General features: G+C 59.9%; 24 protein-coding genes and 1 tRNA gene. 16 read left to right on the top strand and 9 right to left on the bottom strand.

Annotation, left to right across the window (positions count from 1 at the left end; all coding sequences use genetic code 11):
• The 3 genes from BDE40_RS05710 to BDE40_RS05700 all read right to left on the bottom strand — a co-directional run bounded on the left by BDE40_RS05710 (position 1) and on the right by BDE40_RS05700 (position 2,876).
• Positions 1–684: an ABC transporter ATP-binding protein gene (locus BDE40_RS05710; protein ID WP_425435144.1), complete on the bottom strand. Its 684-nt coding sequence runs from the start codon at positions 682–684 to the stop codon at positions 1–3.
• 149 nt (positions 685–833) lie between these two features.
• Positions 834–1,613 carry an ABC transporter ATP-binding protein gene (locus tag BDE40_RS05705; protein ID WP_134013467.1) on the bottom strand — a complete coding sequence of 260 codons (780 nt, stop codon included), beginning with the start codon at positions 1,611–1,613 and terminating at the stop codon, positions 834–836.
• A 69-nt stretch (positions 1,614–1,682) separates the two neighbouring features.
• On the bottom strand, positions 1,683–2,876 hold the full coding sequence (locus tag BDE40_RS05700; RefSeq protein WP_073138546.1) for an ABC transporter substrate-binding protein: 1,194 nt from the start codon (positions 2,874–2,876) through the stop codon (positions 1,683–1,685).
• 196 nt (positions 2,877–3,072) lie between these two features.
• Here BDE40_RS05700 and BDE40_RS05695 point away from each other — a divergent pair, with 196 nt between their 5' ends.
• The gene (locus BDE40_RS05695; RefSeq protein ID WP_134013466.1) at positions 3,073–4,161 is read left to right on the top strand and encodes a PQQ-dependent sugar dehydrogenase; all 1,089 of its coding nucleotides are present in this window, start codon (positions 3,073–3,075) and stop codon (positions 4,159–4,161) included.
• A gap of 64 nt (positions 4,162–4,225) precedes the next feature.
• Here BDE40_RS05695 and BDE40_RS05690 read toward each other — a convergent pair whose 3' ends face one another.
• From BDE40_RS05690 to BDE40_RS05680, 3 genes are read right to left on the bottom strand one after another with little or no spacing between them, the layout of a single operon-like run.
• Positions 4,226–5,626: a TRAP transporter large permease gene (locus BDE40_RS05690; protein ID WP_134013465.1), complete on the bottom strand. Its 1,401-nt coding sequence runs from the start codon at positions 5,624–5,626 to the stop codon at positions 4,226–4,228.
• Entirely contained in the window at positions 5,626–6,255 is a 630-nt protein-coding gene (locus BDE40_RS05685; protein ID WP_134013464.1) for a TRAP transporter small permease subunit, read from the bottom strand. The genes BDE40_RS05690 and BDE40_RS05685 overlap by 1 nt, the downstream gene beginning before the upstream one ends.
• A gap of 54 nt (positions 6,256–6,309) precedes the next feature.
• Positions 6,310–7,323 (bottom strand): C4-dicarboxylate TRAP transporter substrate-binding protein, encoded by a 1,014-nt coding sequence (locus BDE40_RS05680; RefSeq protein ID WP_134013463.1) that lies wholly within the window; start codon positions 7,321–7,323, stop codon positions 6,310–6,312.
• Positions 7,324–7,425: 102 nt separating this feature from the next.
• Here BDE40_RS05680 and BDE40_RS05675 point away from each other — a divergent pair, with 102 nt between their 5' ends.
• The gene (locus BDE40_RS05675) at positions 7,426–8,184 is read left to right on the top strand and encodes an HpcH/HpaI aldolase family protein (RefSeq protein WP_134013462.1); all 759 of its coding nucleotides are present in this window, start codon (positions 7,426–7,428) and stop codon (positions 8,182–8,184) included.
• A gap of 29 nt (positions 8,185–8,213) precedes the next feature.
• Complete coding sequence (gloB, locus tag BDE40_RS05670; protein WP_134013461.1) at positions 8,214–8,969, top strand: hydroxyacylglutathione hydrolase; 756 nt, start codon at positions 8,214–8,216, stop codon at positions 8,967–8,969.
• 20 nt (positions 8,970–8,989) lie between these two features.
• On the opposite strand, the gene BDE40_RS05665 is transcribed toward gloB, so the two are convergent.
• Positions 8,990–9,079, bottom strand: a tRNA-Ser gene (locus BDE40_RS05665).
• Positions 9,080–9,258: 179 nt separating this feature from the next.
• Between BDE40_RS05665 and BDE40_RS05660 the strand changes: the two genes are divergently transcribed.
• The gene (locus tag BDE40_RS05660) at positions 9,259–10,080 is read left to right on the top strand and encodes a DUF2059 domain-containing protein (RefSeq protein ID WP_134013460.1); all 822 of its coding nucleotides are present in this window, start codon (positions 9,259–9,261) and stop codon (positions 10,078–10,080) included.
• Here the strand turns inward: BDE40_RS05660 and BDE40_RS05655 are convergent.
• Positions 10,077–10,469, bottom strand: a complete 393-nt coding sequence (locus tag BDE40_RS05655) for a hypothetical protein (RefSeq protein WP_134013459.1) — start codon at positions 10,467–10,469, stop codon at positions 10,077–10,079. The genes BDE40_RS05660 and BDE40_RS05655 overlap by 4 nt on opposite strands.
• Positions 10,470–10,610: 141 nt before the next feature.
• Here BDE40_RS05655 and BDE40_RS05650 point away from each other — a divergent pair, with 141 nt between their 5' ends.
• The 7 genes from BDE40_RS05650 (at position 10,611) to BDE40_RS05620 (ending at position 16,312) form a co-directional block, all read left to right on the top strand.
• Positions 10,611–11,315 (top strand): 50S ribosomal protein L21, encoded by a 705-nt coding sequence (locus tag BDE40_RS05650; protein ID WP_134013458.1) that lies wholly within the window; start codon positions 10,611–10,613, stop codon positions 11,313–11,315.
• 11 nt (positions 11,316–11,326) lie between these two features.
• Entirely contained in the window at positions 11,327–11,596 is a 270-nt protein-coding gene (gene rpmA / locus BDE40_RS05645; RefSeq protein WP_073141622.1) for a 50S ribosomal protein L27, read from the top strand.
• Between the two features lie 81 nt (positions 11,597–11,677).
• On the top strand, positions 11,678–12,277 hold the full coding sequence (locus BDE40_RS05640; RefSeq protein WP_134013457.1) for a LysE family translocator: 600 nt from the start codon (positions 11,678–11,680) through the stop codon (positions 12,275–12,277).
• Positions 12,277–12,813 (top strand): GNAT family N-acetyltransferase, encoded by a 537-nt coding sequence (locus tag BDE40_RS05635; protein WP_134013456.1) that lies wholly within the window; start codon positions 12,277–12,279, stop codon positions 12,811–12,813. Before BDE40_RS05640 ends, BDE40_RS05635 begins: the two co-directional genes overlap by 1 nt.
• 56 nt (positions 12,814–12,869) lie before the next feature.
• Positions 12,870–13,907 (top strand): GTPase ObgE, encoded by a 1,038-nt coding sequence (gene obgE, locus BDE40_RS05630; protein WP_134013455.1) that lies wholly within the window; start codon positions 12,870–12,872, stop codon positions 13,905–13,907.
• Positions 13,895–15,013 carry a glutamate 5-kinase gene (gene proB / locus BDE40_RS05625; RefSeq protein WP_134013454.1) on the top strand — a complete coding sequence of 373 codons (1,119 nt, stop codon included), beginning with the start codon at positions 13,895–13,897 and terminating at the stop codon, positions 15,011–15,013. The genes obgE and proB overlap by 13 nt, the downstream gene beginning before the upstream one ends.
• 33 nt (positions 15,014–15,046) lie before the next feature.
• On the top strand, positions 15,047–16,312 hold the full coding sequence (locus BDE40_RS05620) for a glutamate-5-semialdehyde dehydrogenase (RefSeq protein ID WP_134013453.1): 1,266 nt from the start codon (positions 15,047–15,049) through the stop codon (positions 16,310–16,312).
• Here the strand turns inward: BDE40_RS05620 and BDE40_RS05615 are convergent.
• Complete coding sequence (locus BDE40_RS05615) at positions 16,309–16,710, bottom strand: hypothetical protein (RefSeq protein WP_134013452.1); 402 nt, start codon at positions 16,708–16,710, stop codon at positions 16,309–16,311. The two genes, BDE40_RS05620 and BDE40_RS05615, sit on opposite strands and share 4 nt — an antisense overlap.
• A gap of 138 nt (positions 16,711–16,848) precedes the next feature.
• Here BDE40_RS05615 and BDE40_RS05610 point away from each other — a divergent pair, with 138 nt between their 5' ends.
• The 5 genes from BDE40_RS05610 (at position 16,849) to pstB (ending at position 23,044) form a co-directional block, all read left to right on the top strand.
• Complete coding sequence (locus BDE40_RS05610) at positions 16,849–17,874, top strand: ATP-binding protein (protein WP_134013451.1); 1,026 nt, start codon at positions 16,849–16,851, stop codon at positions 17,872–17,874.
• 141 nt (positions 17,875–18,015) lie between these two features.
• A complete protein-coding gene (locus BDE40_RS05605) occupies positions 18,016–18,996 on the top strand; it encodes a PstS family phosphate ABC transporter substrate-binding protein (protein ID WP_134013450.1) in 981 nt (326 codons plus the stop codon).
• A 75-nt stretch (positions 18,997–19,071) separates the two neighbouring features.
• Positions 19,072–20,448 carry a phosphate ABC transporter permease subunit PstC gene (gene pstC, locus BDE40_RS05600; RefSeq protein WP_134013449.1) on the top strand — a complete coding sequence of 459 codons (1,377 nt, stop codon included), beginning with the start codon at positions 19,072–19,074 and terminating at the stop codon, positions 20,446–20,448.
• A gap of 11 nt (positions 20,449–20,459) precedes the next feature.
• Positions 20,460–22,238, top strand: coding sequence for a phosphate ABC transporter permease PstA (gene pstA / locus BDE40_RS05595; protein WP_134013448.1), 1,779 nt, complete (start codon positions 20,460–20,462; stop codon positions 22,236–22,238).
• 2 nt (positions 22,239–22,240) lie between these two features.
• Positions 22,241–23,044 (top strand): phosphate ABC transporter ATP-binding protein PstB, encoded by an 804-nt coding sequence (gene pstB, locus BDE40_RS05590; RefSeq protein ID WP_073141600.1) that lies wholly within the window; start codon positions 22,241–22,243, stop codon positions 23,042–23,044.
• Positions 23,045–23,050: the final 6 nt, after the last annotated feature.

The following is a 23,050-nucleotide window of genomic DNA, read 5'->3' as shown; positions in this document are numbered from 1 at the left end:
TCATCCCCCCAAAAAGCTTTTGCGAACTTCGGGGTCGTGCAGCAAGGCCTGTCCGGTATCGGTAAACCGGTTCGCCCCTTGCACCAGAACGTAGCCTTTATCCGCGATTTCAAGCGCTTGTCTGGCGTTTTGTTCTACCATGAGGATGGAAATGCCGGTGCGAGCAACCTCGATAATCCGGTCAAAAAGTTCGTCCATGACGATGGGAGAGACGCCCGCAGTCGGCTCGTCAAGCATCAGAACCTGCGGTTGGGTCATCAACGCGCGGCCTACGGCCACTTGCTGGCGTTGGCCGCCGGATAATTCACCCGCTGGTTGCAGGCGCTTGTCACCAAGGATCGGAAATAGCTCGTAGACTTGCTGGATCGTTTTCTGGATGTCGTCGCGCCGCAGAAAAGCGCCCATCTCCAGATTTTCCTCAACGGTCATCGAGGTGAAGATGTTGGAGGTTTGCGGCACAAAGGCCATCCCCTTGGCCACGCGGGCTTGCGGGGTCAGCGATGTGATGTCCTCGCCATTCAGGCGCACGGCACCTTGACGGACGTTCAACATGCCGAACACCGCCTTCATCGCAGTGGATTTGCCCGCGCCGTTGGGGCCGACAATGACCGCGATCTCACCCTTGTTCACCGCGATGGTGCAATCGTGCAGGATGTCCGGGCCTTGACCGTAGCCTCCCGACATGGCGTCGCCAATTAGAAAGGGTTCGTCCGGCGCACCTTTGGTCGGGGCGTGTTTGGTCTTTTGCGTCTCGATTGTGCCGCCAACTGCTTTTGTTGGGTTCTTGCCCAAGGATGCGTCCTTGTTGCCGCGGCCGGAGTAGCTGTCATTGCTCATGCGTTTGCGACCTTGTTCTTCAGACCAGTGCCAAGATAGGCCTCGATCACCTGCTCGTTGGCTTTAATCTCGTCCAGTGTGCCTTCGGCCAGCACATGGCCCTCGGCCATACAGATAACGGGGTCGCAGAGGCGACCGATGAAATCCATGTCGTGCTCGATCACGACGAAGGTGTATCCGCGTTCCTTGTTCAGACGAATGATTGCATCGCCAATGGTGTTGAGCAGGGTGCGGTTCACACCTGCGCCAACCTCGTCGAGGAACACGATCTTGGCGTCGACCATCATGGTGCGCCCCAACTCCAGCAGCTTCTTTTGGCCGCCCGAGATATTGCCCGCCCGCTCGTCACTGATGTGGTCGATGGTCAGGAACTCCAGCACTTCGTCTGCTTTCGCAGCCAGCGCCCGCTCTTCGTCCGCGATCCGTTTGCGGCCAAACCATGTATTCCACAGCTTTTCGCCGGACTGGTTACCCGGCACCATCATCAGGTTTTCACGCAAGGTCATGGAGGAGAACTCATGCGCAATCTGGAATGTCCGGAGCAATCCTTTGGAAAACAACGTGTGCGGCGGCAGTCCGGTAATGTCTTCTCCGGCCATGGTGACCTTGCCGGAGGTTGGTGGAAGAACGCCCGCTATCACGTTGAAAAGGGTGGTTTTTCCCGCGCCATTTGGTCCAATCAATCCGGTGATTGATCCTTCCTGAATGGTCAGGCTTGCGCCATCAACAGCGTGAAAGCCGCCGAAATGTTTGTGTAAGTCGTCTACGACGATCATTATTGTCTCCCCCCTAGCAAAACAGCCCGGAATTGCTCCGGGCTGTTTTCAATTCTTCGTCGTTGGAACCTAGCGGTACTTGACCACTTCCAGCGCGCCATCGGTGAAGGTCACTTGGCGATAGTTGCCAGCAGACTCGCCCGCGCCGATCAGCTCAACTGCCGATGCGCCAACATAGTCGATATCTGTCCCTGCTTTGAGCAGTTCCAGCGCCTTGGCCAATTCACCTGGGTAGATTTTCTCACCCGGAGCGTTAGCCACGTCCATGACTTTGTCTTTCAGGGCAGAGGAGTCAGAGGACCCAGCAGCCTGCATCGCCAGCATGATCAATGCCGCCGCGTCATAGCTTTCTGCCGAGAAAGGCGAGGTCGCATTGAACGCGTCGCCAATCAGCTCTTGGTACTTCTGCGCGCCGGGGCTGTCTGTGCCGGGGTTCTGACCTGTGGAGCCGTTGATCTCTGCGCCAAAGTTCTCGACCAGCTTGTCGGAGATCATGCCGTCAGGGAAGTGGAACGTGTCGAATGCACCGGAATCCAGCGCCGCGCGCACAATGCCGGAGCCGCCTTGGTCCACATAGCCTGCAACGACCAGACGATCACCACCAGCGGATGCCAAAGCACCAACTTCAGCGGAGTAGTCGGCCTTGCCGTCTTCATGTGCGGCAGAGATGGTCACGGTGCCGCCAGCAGCTTCGTAGGCGGACTGGAACGCATCGGCCAGACCTTTGCCGTAGTCATTGTTGGTGTAGGTCAGAGCGACGGATTTGATCCCTTCTTCCATCAGCACTTCAGTCATCACAACGCCTTGGCGGGCATCGGATGGGGCTGTGCGGAAGAACAATCCGTTATCTTCGGCAGTGGACAGGCCCGGGGATGTCGCGGAGGGCGAAATCATCACGGTGCCGTTGGCCAGAGCCACGTTGGACAGGATAGCGCCGGTAACACCGGAACAGTCCGCACCCATGATGGCATTGACCTTGTCGGAGGTGACCAGACGTTCCGCAGCCGAAGTTGCAGCGGCCGCGTCGACGCAGGTGCTGTCTGCGCGGATGCCTGTGACGGTTGCACCGTCCAGCAGCATGCCGGATTCAGACACTTCCTTGATCGCAGCTTCAGCGCCGCCAGCCATTTGTTGAGCCAGCGATTCCAGCGGGCCGGTGAAGCCCAGAATGATGCCGATTTTCACGTCTTTGGCGTGACCGTCAGCGAATGCAGCGCCAGCCAAAAGGGCCGTGGCGGTTGTTGCAAGCAGCAGTTTTTTCATGAGTGATCTCCCTGATCGTAACTTTTTATGGACTGAACACTACGCAGCGATTCCCTAAAAGAAAAGGGGGCTTGGAAGGCTTTCCTCTACGGCAGGTTGTAGTGCGAAGCCGTGGTGGCTCTTCACGATCAGGTTAGCGGGATGGATGCCGCCAAGGGCTGTGCTATCTTCCTGACAAATGCTTGTGGAGTGATCAATGAACCCGAAAATACTCGCAGTTTCCGCCCTTTTGGCTTTTGCCCCGCCCGCACTGGCGCTGGACAGCAGCGCAGGTAACTTGAAGGTGGTCAAACTTGCCGACGGGTTTGACGAACCTTGGTCCGTCGAAGCCCTGCCGAACGGCGGCATTCTGGTCAGCGAGCGCGGGGGGGTGCTCACGCATCTGCGCGCCGACGGAAGCCGCGTTCAGGTAAAAGGCGTACCGAAGGTAGTCGATCGCGGACAGGGCGGGCTTCTCGACATCATGATCCCGCGTGATTTCGCGACCTCTCGAGAGGTGTATCTGAGCTATGCCAACAGGGACGGAACCAGCTACGGAACCGCGCTCGGGCGCGGCAAACTGAACTCTGACGGAACAGCCCTTGTCGGCTTCAAACGCATCTTCCAGCAGGCGCGCGGAAGCGATGCCGCCAAGCATTTCGGCTCGCGCATCGTCGAAGCCCGCGATGGCACCATCTTTCTGACCATCGGCGAGCGTGGCGAACGCCCCAAGGCGCAAGACCTGCAAAATCACAACGGCACCGTCGTGCGCCTGCGCCGCAGCGGTGTGATACCGCCGGACAACCCGTTCATCGGACTGCCCGGGGCGGAGCCGGAGATATATTCCTACGGCCACCGCAATCCTCAAGGTGCGGCGCTGGATCTGAACGGCAACCTCTATGTGGTCGAACACGGTGCGCGCGGCGGGGACGAGTTGAACGCCATCACACCCGGCGGAAACTATGGCTGGCCTGTGATCAGCTACGGGCGTCACTATTCCGGCGCTAAAATTGGCGAAGGGACGACCAAGGCCGGAATGGAGCAACCGATCCATTACTGGGACCCGTCTATCGCGCCGTCAGGGCTGATGATTTACTCGGGCAAGCTCTGGCCAAACTGGGAAGGCGACTTTTTCACGGGCTCATTGAAGTTCGATATGATCTCGCGCTTGGATGCCAAAACGCTCAGAGAAGAGCGCTTGCAATCTCCCCAGACAGGTCGTGTCCGTGACGTGGTCGAAGGCCCGAACGGTGAAATCTGGTTCTTGTCGGTCAATGACGGCGCGCTCTACCAGATCACCCCATAAAACGACCTGTCGAACCTGCCACACCCCATATCTCCATTTGGTCCCAAATACTCAAAAACTGACATCACCCCGCAAGGGACGGCAGCCAGAGGACGATCCCCGGAAAGGCCACTAAAGCGGCGATGGTCAATCCGTCGGCGATGAAAAACGGCGTCACGCCTTTGAACACGTCCTGAACGGTCAAATCATCCCGCACACCTGCCACGACGAAGCAGTTCAGCCCGATGGGCGGCGTAATCAGGCAAAACTCGGCCATTTTCACCACCAAAATCCCGAACCAGATCGCGCACATGGTGCCGGACATCCCGAAGGTGCTCTCTGCCGCCGTAACCGTCTCGCCACCGTTCAATGCCATCACCGCTGGATAGACCACCGGCAGGGTCAATAACAGCATGCCGATGGCGTCCATGAACATCCCCAGCACGGCATAGGCCAGCAGGATACAGACAAGGATCAACATCGGCGATGTCTCAAGCGAGGTGATCCAGTCCGAAAACGCGCCCGGCAAATCGGCAAACCCAAGGAAGCGCACGTAAATCAGCACCCCCCAGATGATGGTGAAGATCATCACCGTCAGCTTGGCGGTCTCGATCAGCGCCTCTTTCAACTGCGCCATCCGCATCCCGCGATAGAGCGCCATGAGGAACACAATGAACGCGCCGACGGCGCCGCCTTCGGTGGGGGTTCCCCACGCGTCACCGAACGGGTTGTAGACGAAGAAGATGATAATCACGACCACCGCGACGATGGGTAGGGCAGGCGGCAGGGACTCAAATCGTTCGCGCCACGTGAAGCCGGATACCGGCGGGCCAACATTTTTGAACACAACGGCAATCCCGATGATCAGGAGCGCATAGATCACGGCCGAAAACGCCCCGGGGATGAAGCCCGCAAGCAGCAGCTTGCCGACGTCCTGCTCCACAATGATCGCGTAGATCACGAGGATGGCCGAGGGCGGGATCAGCGACGCCAACGTTCCACCCGCCGCGACGACACCCGCTGCGAATTGTTTGTTGTAGCCGATCTTCAACATCTCGGGGATCGCGATGCGGGCGAAGACCGCAGCGGTCGCAACAGATGCGCCGGACACGGCGGCAAAGCCTGCCGTGGCGAACACGGTCGACACGGCCAGCCCGCCCGGCACCCACGCAATCCAGCGTTTCGCGGCCTCGAACAGGGCCGAGGTCAGCTTGGCGTAATAGGCCAGATAGCCGATCAGGATGAAGGTCGGGATCAGGCTCAACGCTTGGGAAGACACCTTGGAGTGGGGCACTTGTCCGGCAATCTTCACGCTGATCTCGATGGATTTCCAAAGCCGGTCAGGGGCGTAGTCGAATCCGTTCCAGCGCAGCCAGATCAACCCAAGCAGTCCTGCCATTGCGGCGGCAAACGCCACCCGCATGCCCAGAACAACCATAGCCAGCATGAAGCCCGAGACCCACAGGCCGATGGTGATTTCATCCATCAGTCTGCCCCCTCAAGCTGTTCTGCCTCCAAGCGGGCCTGTTCGGCCACGGTCAGGATCAGCGGTACAGCAACGGGGTTTTCGAGGTTCAGAACAAGCGCACGGGCGTAGCCCCATGCTTGCAAGACCAGCCGCAGGGCCAATACCGAAAACGCCACAGGGATCAGCAGCTTTGAGGGCCAGATAGGCAGGCCGATGTCGATGGAGCTATCACGGCTCCAGAGCGGCTTGCTCATATCGAAGCTGCGGTCAAAATGGGCCCAGCTGCCCCAGATAAGTGCAATGATGAGGACAAGGATAAACAGCACGGAGATCAGCTCGAACAACCACATAGCGCGGCCTTTCAGGGCCGAGATAACGATGTCCATCCGGATATGCCCGCCCGCGCGCTGCACGTAGGAGACGCCCATGAAGGCGATCAGCGGCATGGCGGCTTCGATGTAATCGACATAGCCCGACAGAGGCGTATTGAAAAACTTGCGCCCCGTAACCGAATAGGCTGCCAGAAACATCAGGGAAAAAACCGCAAGCCCTGACACCAACGCGAAGAAGCGCTCCAGTGGTACCAATGCGCGGTCGAGCCTGCTTAGAATGCTGGAATCTTCCAGCACTGCGGCTGATCCGGCCATATAAACTTCCCCCGAACAAAGAGGCGGCGCCCGTGATAGGGCGCCGCTTTGTCTTTAGCTGCCGCGCGTGTCGGCGAGCGTTTTGATCACGAGGTCATACAGCTCCTGGCCCGGTATGCCTTGGGCTTCCATGTCGGCGATCCATGCTTCACGCGCCGGATCGGCAGCCTTGGCGCGGAATTCGTCGATCACGGATTGGTCGATCTCGACTTTCTGCACGCCTTTTTCCTCCAGAACCGAATCCCACTTCTTCAGCAGCTCGCCATAGTTGGCGAGGTAGTGGTCCAGCGCCTCGGGGATCGAGCTGTCGAGCGCCTCGCGCTCGGCATCAGACAGCGACTCGTAGGCGTCGATATTGACGACCACAGGGCAGTTCACCGTGCCGGGGTTCAGGTTAGCGGTCCACCAGTCGGCTTGGTTGATCGTGCCGAAAGACAGGTGCGCATGTTGTGCGAAGGCCACCGTGTCGACCACGCCGGATTCCATCGCCTGATAGGCCTCGGTTGCAGTCACCGATGTCGGAACAGCGCCCGCAGCTTCGAACGCGGCACCAAGACCGCCCGTTGCCCGAACGCGCATGCCTTGCATCTTTTCAAGGGTATCGCGCGGCTCGCCGGTGCCGACGATGTTGTATTGCGGCATGGGCGAGGTCATCAGCAGCTTCGCATTCCACTGCGCCATTTCTTCAGTGGCAGCGGGGTGTGCGTAAACAGCACGCGAAACGGCAACTTCTTCCTCAAGATTGGACACGCCAAGAAACGGCAGTTCCAGCACAGTCACGACGCGGTTTTTATCGGGGTGATAGCCCGCACAAAACTGCGCCATCTCGAACGCGCCGATGGAGATTCCGTCAAGGTTCTCGCGGTTCTTCGACAGGCCGCCATAGCTGACATTCATGGTGAATTCGCCGCCGGTCTTCTCGGAAACCAGTTCGGCCAGCTTCTCCACATGCTCGGTAAACGCGCGGCGTTTGCCCCAGACAGAGACGTTCCATTCGGTTGCAGCTGCTTCGCCAACAAATGCAAAGGTCAGCGCCACCACCGAGGTGGTTTTCAAAAGTTTATTCATAGAGTCCTCCCAGACAGGATGTATTTCATCCAAATTTGTGAGACAGAGCATGTGATTAATTGCCCTCGGGTTCAACCCGTTTTGTTGCGAAAGGTTTGTGTCATGGCATCACTGAAATCGAGGCTTCAGTCGGGATTGGTTCAACGCGGGGTGTGGCTTGGCCTCGGGACTGCCGCCAGTGCCGAGATAGCAGCAACTGCGGGCTTTGACTGGTGCCTGATCGACGGCGAACACGGCGCTTACGACATTGCAGCCATGGCTGAGCAGGCGCGCATACTTGGGCCGGAGGCCTGCGTGCGGGTCCCAAAAGCGGAGGACTGGTTGATCAAGCAGGTGCTCGATCTGGGGCTGCACACGGTGGTGGTGCCGATGGTCGACACACCCGAGCAGGCCCATGAAATGGCCTGTGCCATGCGCTACCGGTCAAAGGCATTCCCGCAAGGCACCCGCGGGATAGGGGCGGCTTTGGTGCGGGCGTCCGGTTACAACCATGACACCGATTACATCGCGCAGGCCAATGACCGCGTGTGTCTGATCGTTCAGGTCGAAAGCGTCACCGCATTGAAAAACCTCGACGCTATTTGCGCGGTGGAGGGTGTTGACGGCGCGTTTATCGGCCCCGCCGATCTGGCGGCCTCCATGGGCTATTTGCACGATCTGGATGCGCCGGAAGTGCAAGCAGCCATAGACGACGCACTGCGCCGGATCGCGGCGTCCGGCAAGATCGCGGGCGCGTTAAGCTTCAAGCCGGAGCGCGCTGCACATTATGAAGAGATGGGGGCGACGATGGTCGCCGTTGCCTCGGATGTGGCGCTGCTCAGCGCTGCCTTGCGTGACTGTGCCAAGAGCTTTACGCCTTAACTCCCATCTTACCCTCCGGAGGCCGTTCCGTGCTGCAAATCCATCAATTCCCCCATCCGCCCCTCGAAAATTACGGGGTGTTGATCCACGACCCAGACACGGGCGAGACCGCGGCAGTCGATGCAGGGCACGGCCCGTCCTATCTGGCTGCCATCGCGGAAACCGGCTGGACGCCGACCCAAATCTGGGTGACGCATCACCACCATGACCACATCACCGGATTAGCGGCACTTAAGGCGGCTAGCGGGGCTACGGTTTACGGCCCTGCGGGCATTGAGGGGGTTGATCGCGTACTGTCCGGCGGTGACAGCATGTCTTTCGCGGGACGAAAAGTCGATGTCATCCACACCCCGGGTCATACAAAGGATATGCTCAACTTTCACATCACCTCGGAAGGCATTGTTTTCACAGGGGATACATTGTTCGTGATGGGCTGCGGGCGCCTGTTCGAGGGGGCACCCTCGGACATGTGGGCGAGCCTGCAAAAGCTTATGGCTTTGCCCGGGGAAACCAAAGTCTATTGCGCGCATGAATACACGTTATCGAATGCAAACTTTGCAGTCTCCGTTGACCCGAACAACATGGCGCTGCGCAATCGCGCCATCGAGGTGGAGCAACTGAGAGAGCAGGGTGATCCGACCGTCCCATCCACCATAGCGGCGGAACGCGCGACCAACCCGTTCTTGCGCTGCGCCGACCCGTCAATTCGCGCGGAGCTTGGCATGGAGCAGGCAAACGACGCCGAGGTATTCGCCGAGTTGCGTCGCCGCAAGGACAATTTCTAAAGCAAATTGGTGAGTTAGAGTGGCGGAGAGACAGGGATTCGAACCCTGGGAACCCTCTCGAGCTCAACGGTTTTCGAAACCGTCCCGTTCGACCACTCCGGCACCTCTCCGCAAAGGCTGACATGTGATCAGGTGCGCGGGGTTTAGCGGGCAACTTGGCCCGCTGCAAGCCCATCCGTCAGGTTTTCCGCGCAAGACGTCGCCGGTCGCGATAAATTCAACGGTGCGGGCATTGTAGCGCAAGGGATGGAGGCTTATCGTCAAGGGAACTAGACCAAAAGGAAACGTAATGCGCCTTCTGACTGCAACCTTCACTGCCTTGATGATTTCTGCCGCTGCGGTGTCTGCGCAAAGCGCGTCGATGCTGGACCGGTATTTCACCGCATTGGACATGGAGACCGTTTTCGAGGTGCTGCGTGACGAGGGCGTGACCGCGGGGCAGGATATGTCCGGCCCTGAAGGCGTCAGCCCGTCCCCTGCATGGACCGCGCGACTGGAACGGATTTACGAGCCGGAAAAGGCAAAGCAGTTTTTCCTTGAGGGAATGTCCTCAATTGACGATCTCGAAGCCTCGGAAGAGGCGCTGGCATTTTTCGAGACCGAACTTGGCAAGCGCATCGTGCAAATCGAGATCGAGGCACGCAAAACGCTGAATGAAGAAGGCGGGGAAGACGCGGCGGCCAAGACTGTCGCTACGATCCGCAAGGAAGATCCGGCGCTGTATCTGATGTATCAGGAGTTCATCAAAGTGAACGATCTGGTGGAAAGCAATGTCGCGGGCGCGCTGAATTCCAATCTGGCGTTTTACCGAGGCATGGCAACGAGCGAGAGCTATGCCGAAGGGCTGTCGGAGAGTTTCATGCTGAATTCGGTCTGGGAACAGGAGCCGGAAATCCGCCAGGAGATGGAGGAGTGGACGATCAACTTCTCTTCAGTGGCCTATAGCGGGCTGACCAAAGCCGAGTTGCAGCGCTATATCGACATCTCGGAAACGCCAGCGGGGCAGCGGTTGAACAGTGTGCTGTTCGCGGGCTTCGACAAGATGTTCGAACAACAGAGCTATGAGTTGGGGCGGGCGACCGCCGAGTTCATGATCGGCGAAGACACCTAATCCCCGTGCACCATGAGGCTCACGGTGAGCGCTTCGGGGTCTTTCGCGAGGTTCGGCTCCTTCGCAAGCATATGTGTAAGGGCAGGGCGCGTTTCGGCCTTAATTCCCGCCAACCGATAGGCCTTTTCCAGAACTGGCCCGCCGCCGCCTCGAAGGTCTTGATTCAGTGCCTCAAAGTTTTGCGCAACGTAGGTTTTGACCTTCGCACGTCGCGCGTTGTAACTGGCATTGTGAATGGCATTTCCAACCGCATAGGCAGGCAAAAGAACCGGATTGGGCAGGTGTGACGGGGCGCTCGGACTGCATCCCGCGAAGGCCAAGACAATAAAGCCGATTGCGGTGCGGATATTCGGCCAGAGCCTGTTGACAGAGGGGCGCAATTCCAACATAAGCCCGCATCTGCGCATGATGCGTGGATTTTTGCAATGACGTCCCGATCCGGGGGCGCGCTGTCCGAGGTGGCCCAATTGGGCCCATGAACGCCGCGAAATGCGGGGCCACAGGGCGCGGAAGATAAAAGGGTATGCGATATGTTCGCGGTTCTAAAAACCGGCGGCAAGCAGTATAAAGTCGCCTCGGGCGATGTTCTGCGTGTCGAGAAACTGGATGCCGCCGCTGGCGACAAAATCCAATTCAACGAAATTCTGATGGTCGGGGGCACTGTAGGTGCTCCGTTGGTCAAAGACGCAGGCGTTCAAGCCGAAGTCATCGACCAGATCAAAGGCGTGAAAACGATCAACTTCGTAAAGCGTCGTCGTAAGCACTCCTCGAAGCGCACCAAGGGCCACCGTCAGCAACTGACGCTGCTCCGCATCACGGACATCCTTGAAAAAGGTGCAGACAAGTCCGGCGTCAAAGCTGCCATCAATGGCGCTGGCGTATCGGTTGCCGCAATCGAAGCGGCTGCTCCGGCCAAGAAAAAAGCCAAAGCCGCTGCCAAGCCAGCAGCGAAAGCTGAAAAAGCCGCTGCTCCGAAAAAAGAAGCTGCACCTAAGAAAGCCGCCGCCCCTAAGAAGGCCGCAGCGAAATCCGAAGGCGCAGATGATTTGACACGCATCAGCGGTGTTGGTCCGGTAATCGTGAAGAAACTTCACGGACTTGACGTTACCACATTCGCCCAGATCGCAGCATGGACCCCAGAGGACATTGCTGATATGGACGAGAAACTGAATTTCAAAGGCCGCATCGACCGGGATAACTGGCTCGAGCAGGCTGCAGAACTCGCTAAAGGTTAAGGAGAAGCACAATGGCACATAAAAAAGCAGGTGGTTCATCCCGGAACGGTCGCGACTCAGCGGGTCGTCGTCTTGGCGTGAAAAAATATGGTGGCGAACTCGTCATTCCCGGCAACATCATCGTTCGTCAACGCGGCACTGTTAAGTGGCCAGGCGAAGGCGTCGGCATGGGCAAGGATCACACGATCTTCGCAAAAGTCGAAGGCAACGTGAAGTTCCACAAAGGCCTGAAAGGCCGCACCTTTGTCTCTATCGTCCCGATGGCCGAGGCCGCCGAGTAACCGAGACCCACAAGGTTTGAAAAATTTGAGGGATCGGTTGAAAGACCGGTCCCTTTTTCTTTTGCTACGTTAGGGCTGACCATGAGTGTCGCCGCCGCATCATTCGCCATATTCGCCGCCTCGCAGGTTGGCACGCCGGGGCCAGCCAATATGGCCCTGTTGGCAACAGGCGCGCGCTATGGCCTGCGTCGTGCCTTGCCGTTCGTGGCAGGCGTGGCGCTTGGCAAACAATTGGTCATCTGGCCTGTGGGTTTCGGGTTGATGCAGCTGGCTGACAGCGCGCCTTGGGTGTTCCAAACGCTGAAATGGGTGTCGGCGGCCTACATCATCTGGTTGGCATGGCGGGTCGCAAATATGCGCCTGAATACCAATATAGAAGCTAAGGCCCCGGGTTTTGCGGCTGGATTGATCGTCCATCCCTTGAACCCGAAAGCATGGGCGATGATCACGGCGGGCTTCACCGCGTTTACGGAGCCCGGGACACCAACTCTTGAAGCGACCGTGACAATCGCCCTGATATTGTTAGGAGTGCAACTCATTTTGCACCCAATTTGGACCTATGGTGGGGAGCGCATTGCGCGTAGCGTGGCTGGAACGCCCGCCGAGAAATATTTGATGTGGACCTTGGCGGCGCTGACCGTTGCAAGTGTTCTGTTTGTACTATTTGCGGGAGGCAAATAATGAGCTTTGAAGGAACCTACACACAGCCGGTCATAGAAGCTGATGGTTTTACACTACGTCCGGTGAGCCAATCCGATACGGGCCAGATCGGCCTGTATGCGGCGGATGAGCGGATCGCCAAGGCGACATCGTCGATCCCGCACCCGCTGCCCCCCGGCACGACCGAAGGCTTCATCAAGCGGTCGCTCAGCGAAGGCCGCGCGGAGGACGTGTGGGTCATTGACCCGTCGGATGACGGCTCTCAGGTGTTGGGTCTGATCGGCTTGAACCGCATGGACCGCGAGCAGTCGGAAATCGGCTATTGGGTGGCACCACAGCTGTGGAACAACGGCTTGGCCTCCAAGGCGGTCGAAGCGCTGGTCGCGGCGAACCCGCAGGCCTGCCGCACGCTGTTTGGCTCGGTATTCCAAGACAATCCGGCCTCGGCACGGGTTCTGAGCAACGCGGGGTTCGAATATATCGGCGACGCGGAGACCTTCTCGGTTGCGCGGAACACGACTGTGCCGACATGGACCTATATCAAGAAGCTGGATTGAGCGTAGCGGGCGGGTGCGGTAAGGCTGCGCCACCCCGCTAGAAAAGGCCAAAGACTATGAAATTTCTCGACCTGACGAAGGTATATGTCCGCTCTGGCGGCGGCGGGGGTGGAAGCATCAGCTTCCGGCGCGAGAAATATATCGAATATGGCGGCCCCGATGGCGGCGACGGTGGCAAGGGTGGCGACGTGATCGCCGAAGCGGTGGAGGGTTTGAACACCCTGATCGACTTTCGCTACCAGCAGCACTTTTTTGCGAAGTCCGGCCAAGGCGGCATGGGCCAGCAACGCACCGGCAAAAGCGGGGACGACATCATCCTGCGCGTACCGGTCGGCACCGAAATCCTTGACGAGGACGAAGAAACCGTCATCGCGGACGTGACCGAAGTGGGTCAGCGCGTTGTTCTGGCGCAGGGCGGCAATGGTGGCTGGGGCAACCTGCACTTCAAGTCGGCCACCAACCAAGCACCACGCCGCGCCAATCCGGGCCAGCCGGGGGTTGAGCGGACCTTGTGGCTGCGCCTGAAGCTGATCGCGGATGCCGGCCTGTTGGGCCTGCCGAATGCAGGTAAATCCACCTTCTTGGCGGCAACGTCCAACGCGCGTCCCAAAATTGCCGACTACCCGTTCACCACGCTGCACCCCAATCTGGGCGTGGTTGGCGTGGACAACGCCGAATTCGTCATGGCCGATATTCCGGGCCTGATTGCTGGGGCCTCCGAGGGCAAAGGCATCGGGGACCGTTTCTTGGGCCATGTCGAGCGGTGCGCGGTGCTGCTGCATCTGGTCGATGGCAGCTCGGACACGGTGGCCGAGGATTACCAAACCATTATCACAGAGCTCGAAGCCTATGGTGGCGTGTTGGCGGACAAGCCGCGTGTGACTGCGCTGAATAAAATCGATGCGCTGGATGACGACGAGCGGGCCGAGAAGAAGGCCGAACTGGAAGCTGCGAGCGGTGGTCCCGTGATGATGATGTCAGGTGTTTCCGGCGAAGGTCTAACCGAGGTACTGCGCGCGGTCCGCGCCGAGATTCAGGAGGATCGCCTGCGCATCGCCAAAGCCAGCGAGGAGCCTGAGCTATGGCGCCCGTAGGCATAAGCCTGAGCGACGCAAAGCGTGTCGTTATCAAGATCGGCTCCGCCTTGTTGGTGGACCGCGACACAGGCGCACTTCGCGAAAACTGGCTTCTTGGCCTTGCACAAGATGTTTTGCGCCTGAAACGGCGCGGGCAGGACGTGGTTCTGGTGTCTTCCGGCTCCATCGCGCTTGGCCGCACGGTGCTGGAGCTTGGGGCGGGGCCATTGCCGCTGGAACAATCGCAGGCCGCTGCTGCCGTCGGGCAAATCCGTTTGGCCCGTGCCTATGAAGAGGCGCTTGCTCCGCACGAGATTACCACGGCGCAAGTTTTGGTCACCTTGGAAGACAGCCGCGACCGCCGCCGTTACCTCAATTCCCGCGCGACGCTGGAGCAGCTTTTGAGCATGGGGGTCGTTCCCATCGTGAACGAGAATGACACCATCGCGACGGACGAAATCCGCTATGGCGACAACGACCGCCTGGCCGCACAGGTGGCGGTAACCGTCGGGGCCGATCTGGTGGTCTTGCTGTCCGACGTGGACGGGCTTTACACGGCCAACCCCAACGAGGATGCGACCGCCACGCGGCTGGAGGTGATCACCGAGATCACCTCAGAAATCGAAGCCATGGCGGGGGACGCAGGGTCCGGCTTGTCCAAAGGCGGGATGAAAACCAAGGTTATGGCGGCGAAAACCGCAATGGCTGGCGGGGCCGCACTGGTGATCACCGAAGGCTCCATCATGACGCCGCTGGATGCGCTGGAGAACGGGGCCAATGCCAGCTGGTTTGTCCCGCAAACCGATCCGCAACTTGCTCGAAAGCGCTGGATATCCGCGATGAAGCCGCAGGGCGCGCTGGTGCTGGATGACGGTGCAGTCGCTGCCTTGGGGCGCGGAAAATCCCTTCTACCAGCGGGGGTTACGCAGGTCTCGGGCCAGTTCGACCGCGGTGATCCGGTGTCGTTACAACGACCGGACGGCACCAATATCGGCGTCGGCCTGTCGCGCTATACTGCTGAAGAGGCAGAACTCCTCAAGGGCCATCAGTCCTCCGAGATTGCCGACCTGCTTGGCTACCCCGGCCGCGCCGCCCTTGTGCACCGCGATGATATGGTGCTCTAACCGCACTCGAAATTTCCCCGAAGGTCCGACCCCATGACCACAGACGCGAACATCCCCGCAATGATGGCCGAGATTGGCCAACAGGCCCGTGCCGCCGCCGCCGAACTGTCCTTTGCCAGCGCCGAGCGCAAACATGCCGCCCTGATCAGCGCCGCCGACGCCGTTTGGGCCAACCGCGACAAGATCATCGCCGCCAACAAGCTGGATCTCGACTATGGTCGCGAAAAGGGCCTGTCGCCCGCGATGATGGACCGCCTGATGCTGGACGAGGACCGCATCCGTGCGATGCAGGACGGGCTGCGCGCGGTGGCGGATCAAAAGGATCCGGTGGGCGAGGTGATCACCGAGTGGGATATGGCCTCAGGGCTTCATATCAAGCGGGTGCGCACGCCTTTGGGGGTCATCGGCGTGATTTATGAAAGCCGTCCTAACGTGACGGCCGATGCCGGCGCACTGTGCCTGAAAGCCGGCAACGCGGTGATCTTGCGCGGCGGCTCGGAGAGCTTTCATTCCTCCGGTGCCATCCATGCGTGTCTGGTGCAGGGCCTGAAAGATGCAGGGCTGCCAGAGGCTGCAATCCAGCTTGTACCAACCCGCGACCGCGCGGCGGTGTCGGAAATGTTGACGATGACTGACTATATCGACGTGATTGTGCCGCGCGGGGGTAAGGGCTTGGTTGGTCTCGTGCAACGCGAAGCCCGCGTTCCGGTTTTTGCCCATCTCGAAGGCATCGTGCATATCTATATCGACAAGGCGGCGGACCCTGTCAAAACCCTCAACGTGGTTTTGAACGCCAAGACGCGGCGCACGGGAATTTGTGGCGCGGCGGAATGTCTGTTGATCCACGAAGACGTTATCGAGACGATCGGGCAAGGCGTCATCCGCGCGTTGCTCGACAAGGGTGTGACCGTAGATGCCGATATGAAGCTGGCAAAGATCGACGGCACCAGCCCCGCAAACCCCGAACACTGGGGTCGCGAATTCCTAGACATGGAGATCGCCGCCAAAACTGTAGGCAGCATCGAAGAGGCGATGGATCATATCCGGCAATACGGCTCCAACCACACCGATTGCATCATGACCGAGGATCAGGCGACCGCTGATCTGTTCCTCACGCGCCTTGATAGCGCGATCCTGATGCACAATGCCTCGACCCAGTTCGCCGATGGCGGGGAGTTCGGGATGGGCGCGGAGATTGGTATTGCAACGGGCAAGATGCACGCGCGCGGCCCTGTCGGGGCGGAGCAACTGACCTCGTTCAAATACATCGTCACCGGCGACGGAACTGTGCGCAGCTAAGCGCCGGGCTGCACCGGAATTTCGAGCAATTGCACGTCAATATCCGGTGCAACGCTTAATATCTCGGCGCGCACCATGGCGGGACGGGGCAGGGCGGTCGTCAGCACCTGATACTGGCCCTCGTATTTCAGGTCCGACAATCGCCTCGCGAGCTCAAAAGCGTCAGAGCCGCGTGACACCAGCCCCGAAATGATCGTCGTTGGCTTCAACTCGGCCAGCACTTCGCCATCCAACGCGTCAACTGGCGCGAAATGCACCAGTGCGGTCGGTGGTATGGTGCCGGATGGCAGACGGATCAGATCAACATGGGTCAACCCCAAGACAAGTATCACAGGCGGGTAATTGGGATGCCCCTTCGGGGATATCTGGCAGGCTGGTTGCGAAAGTCTGCTGTCCAATATGCGTCCTCCCGGGTGGTTTTGTACGCTACACGTTACCTCGCTAGGCTATCAGCGTCGCCAAACCGCACAAGACAGGTTTCCCTGTCCTTGGTGCGCGGTTAGATGTTGCGAAAGCGATGTGATCAAGAGGCCAGAATGACAGTCGAAGCAGTTCTCGAAGGCATCCCGATGCCGGTGATGCTGATTGACAATGACAGCCGGATCAAATTGGCAAACGCGGCCGCGTCAGAGATGTTCAACCGTAACCTTGCGGGTGCGAGTGTCGTGTCACTGTTGCGGCAGGCGCCTGTGCTGGCCGTGATCGACGCAAGCTTGAACGCTGCCCAAGAGGGACAGGCGCGGTTTTTGCTGTCCGGCCTGTCGGGCGAAAACACCTATATCTGTCGCGCGAACCCGTTGCCGGATGGCGGTGCGATGCTGAGTTTCGAGGACCAGACGCAGCAAGAAGACAGCGAGATGATGCGCCGTGATTTCGTCGCCAATATCAGCCACGAGCTGCGCACGCCGCTAACCAGCCTGATGGGGTTTATCGAAACCCTTCAAGGCCCTGCGCGCGGAGATGTTGATGCTCAAGACCGTTTTTTAACCATCATGGACCGCGAGGCGCAGCGGATGAACCGGATGGTCTCCGATCTGCTGTCGCTTGCCCGTGTTGAGGTGGACGAACGTATCCGTCCGCGCGATCAGGTGGATCTGGCTTCGGTGCTGCGTTCGGTCGTCGCCACGCTGGAAGGTAAGCTGTCAGATGCGTCGGTGACCGTTTCCACTGATGCTCTGGGTGGCAGCTTTTCCATCCTCGGAGACCGCGATCAGCTGACCCAGCTATTTTTGAACCTGATCGAGAACGCGATTAAATATGGCGGCACAGGCAAAACCATCCATATCGGCGTTGAAAATCTGGATCGGGACCTAGCTTTGCGTCAACCGGCGGTGCGGGTCGACATTCGCGACGAGGGCGAGGGAATCGATGCGATACATTTGCCCCGCCTGACCGAACGCTTTTACCGTGTCGACGACCACAGAAGCCGCGATCAGGGCGGAACGGGCCTTGGCTTGGCGATTGCCAAACATATCGTCTCCAGACATCGAGGTCGGCTGAAAATCACGTCAGAACAAGGTGTTGGAAGCTGTTTTTCGGTGTTTTTCCCGCGCGCGGAGTAACAAACCTTCGGAACGGCTGCCCATTGTCATGAAACTGTTACGAAAGCTTCACAAAAGGTCAGCACGGCGTCTCTAGACCGCCGGTCATGCGCTGCCACCAAGGGGGTGGGGGCGCGCACATGACACCAAAGGAGTGACCTTATGTCGTTCGTCAAAACCGTGGCCTCTGCCGCAATTCTTGCCGCTGCTGCAACCGCCGCAGATGCCCGCGACCAGATCCGCATTGTCGGCTCGTCCACCGTATTTCCATTTTCCACCGCTGTTGCCGAACAATTCGGCCGCTCGACCGATTTCCAGACACCGGTTGTTGAATCCACGGGCTCCGGCGGCGGTTTGAAGCTGTTTTGCGCAGGCGTTGGCACCGAGCATCCCGACATCACCAACGCATCGCGCCGCATGAAGGCGAAGGAATTCAAGCTCTGCACCGACAACGGCGTCACCGAAGTGACCGAGGCCATCATCGGCTATGACGGCATCGTCATCGCCAACGCCAAGGGCGGCCCCGTCCTGAACGTCACCCGCGAACAACTGGTCACAGCGCTCGCGGCCCAAGGCCCGCTGCCTGAAATGTGGTCCGACGTCGACCCGTCGCTGCCCGCCATCAAGATCGAGGTGCTTGGCCCGCCCCCGTCCTCCGGCACCCGCGACGCGTTTGAGGAACTTGTCATGCATGAAGGCTGCGAAGGCGCGGGCATTGCGTGTGAGGGCATCACCATTCGCGAGGATGGGGCCTATATCGAGGCTGGCGAAAACGACAATCTGATCGTCTCCAAGCTGGAAGCCAACCCCAACGCGATCGGCGTGTTCGGCTTCTCGTTCCTCGACCAGAACTCGGACGTGCTGCAAGGCTCCAGCGTCGACGGGGTCGAGCCTAGCTTCGACAATATCGCAGATGGTGCCTATCCGGTGTCCCGCTCGCTCTACTTCTACATCAAGAACGCGCATGTGGGCGTGATCCCCGGCCTGCAAGAGTTCGCGGACGAGTTCATGTCCGACGCGGCTGCCGGTGAAGAGGGCTATCTGGTCGACAAGGGCCTGATCCCGCTGCCGGAAGACGAGTTCGAAACCATCTCCGGCGGCGTCAAATCACTGACCGCAATGACGGGCAACGAATGGAACTAAGCCGCTTGGCTTGAACAAAAACGGGCAGGGGCGGCACATCGGTGCGGCCCCTGCACCAGTCCTCCGGGGGAACGGATGCAGACACTCACTTTCTTTGCGATCATCGCGCTGGCGCTGGCGTTTTTCGTCATCGGGCGCAGTCGTGCGGTGGCTGTGGTGCGCGGGGACGTGCGTCTTTTGCATTCGCGTCCGAATTTCCACGGTACGCTGGCCATGCTGGTCTCCGCGATTTGCGGCATCGCGGTGCTGGTGGTCGTCGGTTCGCTTTGGGCCGCATGGCTGGAGCGCGACCTGATGGCCGCGATCCTGAACGCCGACCCGAACCTGTCCGCCATTGAGGCCGAACTGGTCCTGTCCGACGCGCGGGCAATCGCATCCGGCGGCATCGCGTCCAAGACCGACCCGCTGCGCGAAGGCATCGCCGCGCAGGTGGTCTCCAAGGACGCCTGGTTGAAATGGGGCACCATCGCGCTGTCCATGCTGTTTGCCATCGCTGGCGGCATCTGGGCCTTGCGCAGCATCGCGCCGGACTGGCGCGCGCGGAACCGGTCGGAAACCATCATCCGTCGCATCCTGATGCTCACGGCTGCCATCGCGGTGCTGACCACGGTGGGCATCGTCCTGTCGCTAATTTTCGAGACGATCAACTTCTTCAACAACATCGACTGGCAGGTCCACAAGTTCCTGTTCGGCACCACATGGTCGCCGCTGTCCGGTGTGCAGGCGGGCAAACTGGACCCCGACAAGGTCGGTGCCGTGCCGCTGTTTGCGGGCACCTTGATGATCACCGTGATCGCCATGCTGGTGGCCGTGCCCATCGGGCTGCTGTCGGCGGTCTACCTGTCCGACTTCGCCAGCCCCCGTGTGCGTGCGTGGGCCAAACCGATGCTGGAGCTGCTGGCCGGTATTCCCACGGTGGTCTACGGCTTCTTCGCCGCGATCACACTGGCACCGTTCATCCGCAACTCTGGCGAGGCGATCGGGCTGACCATCGCGTCCGAGAGCGCATTGGCGGCAGGCATCGTCATGGGGATCATGATTATCCCTTTCATCTCGTCGCTCAGTGATGACGTCATCAACGCCGTGCCGCAGAGCTTGCGCGACGGCTCCTACGGTCTGGGCGCTACCAAGGCGGAAACCATCCGCCAGGTGGTCCTGCCTGCTGCCTTGCCGGGCATCGTGTCGGCGGTGCTTCTGGGCGTATCCCGCGCGGTGGGCGAGACGATGATCGTGGTGATGGCCGCAGGGCAGGGGGCGAACCTGACCGCCAACCCGCTGGAGGCCGTGACCACGGTGACGGTGCAAATCGTCATGCTGATCACCGGCGACACAGAAGCCTCCACCGCCGCAGGCCCCGCCTTCACCTTGGGCTTCACGCTGTTCTGCGTGACCCTGCTGATGAACATCGCAGCGCAACGCGTCGTGCGCAAATACCGCGAACTTTACGACTAGGGGCCGGATCAATGGTTGATATGACAACACTCAGCGCACGCCACACCGGCGCGGCCTCTGCCAAGCGGGTCGGCAAACGGCGCGCCGCCGAGACGCGGCTGAAGGCTTATGGCATCATCGCGCTGTCACTGGCGGCTGCGGCACTGGTCGCGCTGCTGGGCTCGGTCTTTACCAAGGCGGGCGGGGCGCTGACTGAGACCTATCTGACGCTGCCGATCACTCTGGAGGCGTCGGAGATTGATCCTGACGGCACGCGCGATCCGAAGATCATCCGCCGCGCGGATTTCTCCGGGCTGTCCAAGGATATGCTGAAAGAACAGTTTCCCAACGCCAAGGGCCGCACGACGCGGCGCGAGCTGTATGACCTGACCTCGTCCGGTGCTGCGTTCGAGTTGGCCGACAAGGTCGCCGTCGATCCGTCGCTGGTGGGCCAGACCATCGACTACCCGTTCCTCGCCTCCGACGTGACCGACCTTTACCTGAAGGGCGACTTCGGAGATCTCGTGTCCAAGCCGGTGGACGGCAACCTGACCCTGACCGAGCAGGACGGATCCTACCTCGTCTCCTCGACCGCCGATGATTTCAGCAAAGCGCTGGCGCGGGTGAAAGAGGGCTTGGTCGTTGAGGCCGCCAAGCTGCGCGGGCAGGCGCGGTTGCAGGAGAACGGTGTGGTTGAATTCACCCGCCGCGCTGACGTGGCGGATGCTGCCGAGGAGCGGGAGAAGAACGCAAAGCTGGCAGACGCCCGCGCCGCCGCCCGCGATGCGCTATTGGCACAGGCGGACGAGTTGGAGGCCCGTGCAGCGGCGCAAGGCGGCGACGAGGTGCTGGACGAAAACAACCGCTCGGTGCTCATCAACGTGGCCGGTGGCTGGCTGAAAATGACCCGCATCACGCCGAACGGTGGTCTGGCCGAAGCCGTCGTGCCGATGGAGCGAACGGTCGATGCGACCAACACTTGGGGCCTTTACACCACCGACCTGCCCGAAGCCTCCCGTAAAGTGTCTGATAACCAGATCATCTGGATCGAGCAGCTTAAGTCGCAGGGCAGGGTGGATGTAGTCTTCAACACCCGCTTCTTCACCGCAGGCGATAGCCGTGAGCCGGAACTGGCGGGCATTTGGGGCGCAGTCGCGGGCTCGTTCTGGACCATGCTCGTCACCTTCCTGTTGGCTTTCCCCACGGGCGTTCTGGCGGCGATCTACCTTGAGGAATTCGCCCCCAAGAACAAGCTGACCGACTTCGTGGAGGTCAACATCAACAACCTAGCCGCCGTGCCGTCCATCGTGTTCGGCCTGCTGGGCCTGTCGGTGTTCCTCGGCGTCTTCGGCGTACCGCGCTCCGCACCCTTGGCGGGCGGGATCGTGCTGGCGTTGATGACGCTGCCCACGATCATCATCGCGGCGCGGGCGGCGATCCGTGCGGTGCCCCCGTCCATCCGCGACGCCGCTGTGGGCCTTGGTGCTTCGCCTTTGCAGACGACCTTCCACCACGTGCTGCCACTGGCCATGCCCGGCATCCTGACCGGCACCATCATCGGCATGGCGCAGGCCTTGGGCGAAACCGCGCCGCTGATCATGATCGGCATGGTGGCGTTTATCGTGGATGTCCCCGGCTCCATCACCGACAGCGCCAGCGTGCTTCCGGTGCAGGTGTTCCGCTGGTCCGATTTCCCCGAGCGCGCGTTCGAGGCCCGCACCTCAGCGGCGATCTGCGTGCTGCTGTTCTTCCTCGTGGTGATGAACGCCATCGCCGTAATCTTGCGCAAACGATTTGAAAGACGGTGGTAGACATGCTCGATACAACCCAGACCCTTTTGACGGAGCGGACCATGTCCAAAGATATCAAGATCAGCGCCAAGGGCGTGGACGTGTTCTACGGCGATACCCATGCGATCAAGAACGTCGACCTTGAGATCGAAAACAAGGCCGTGACTGCTTTCATCGGCCCTTCGGGCTGCGGCAAATCCACCTTCCTGCGCTGCATCAACCGGATGAACGACACCATCGATATTTGTCGCGTTACCGGTGACATCCTGCTTGAGGGGCAGGACATCTACGCCAAATCGGTGGATCCCGTGCAGTTGCGGGCCCGTGTCGGCATGGTGTTCCAGAAACCCAACCCGTTCCCCAAGTCGATCTATGACAACGTGGCTTACGGTCCAACCATCCACGGCTTGGCGAAGAACAAGGCGGAACTTGATGAAATCGTGGAACAATCCCTGCGCCGCGCCGCGATCTGGGACGAGGTGAAGGACCGCCTGCACCAACCCGGCACTGGGCTTTCCGGTGGCCAGCAGCAACGCCTGTGCATCGGTCGCGCCATTGCCACGGCGCCAGAGGTGCTGTTGATGGACGAGCCGTGCTCGGCCCTAGACCCCATCGCCACTGCACAGGTGGAAGAATTGATTGACGACCTCCGGCAGAACTACACTGTGGTGATCGTGACCCACTCGATGCAGCAGGCCGCGCGGGTCAGCCAGAAAACGGCGTTCTTCCATTTGGGAAACGTCGTAGAATACGGCGATACGAATAAGATTTTCACCAACCCCGAAGACAGCCGGACCGAGAGTTACATCACCGGACGGATCGGGTAGGGAGCA

This window comes from Litoreibacter halocynthiae, assembly GCF_004365635.1.
GTDB classification, from domain to species: domain Bacteria; phylum Pseudomonadota; class Alphaproteobacteria; order Rhodobacterales; family Rhodobacteraceae; genus Litoreibacter; species Litoreibacter halocynthiae.
The sequence above is the reverse complement of the archived record's forward strand: the minus strand, read 5'-3'. Positions and strand labels throughout refer to the sequence as shown.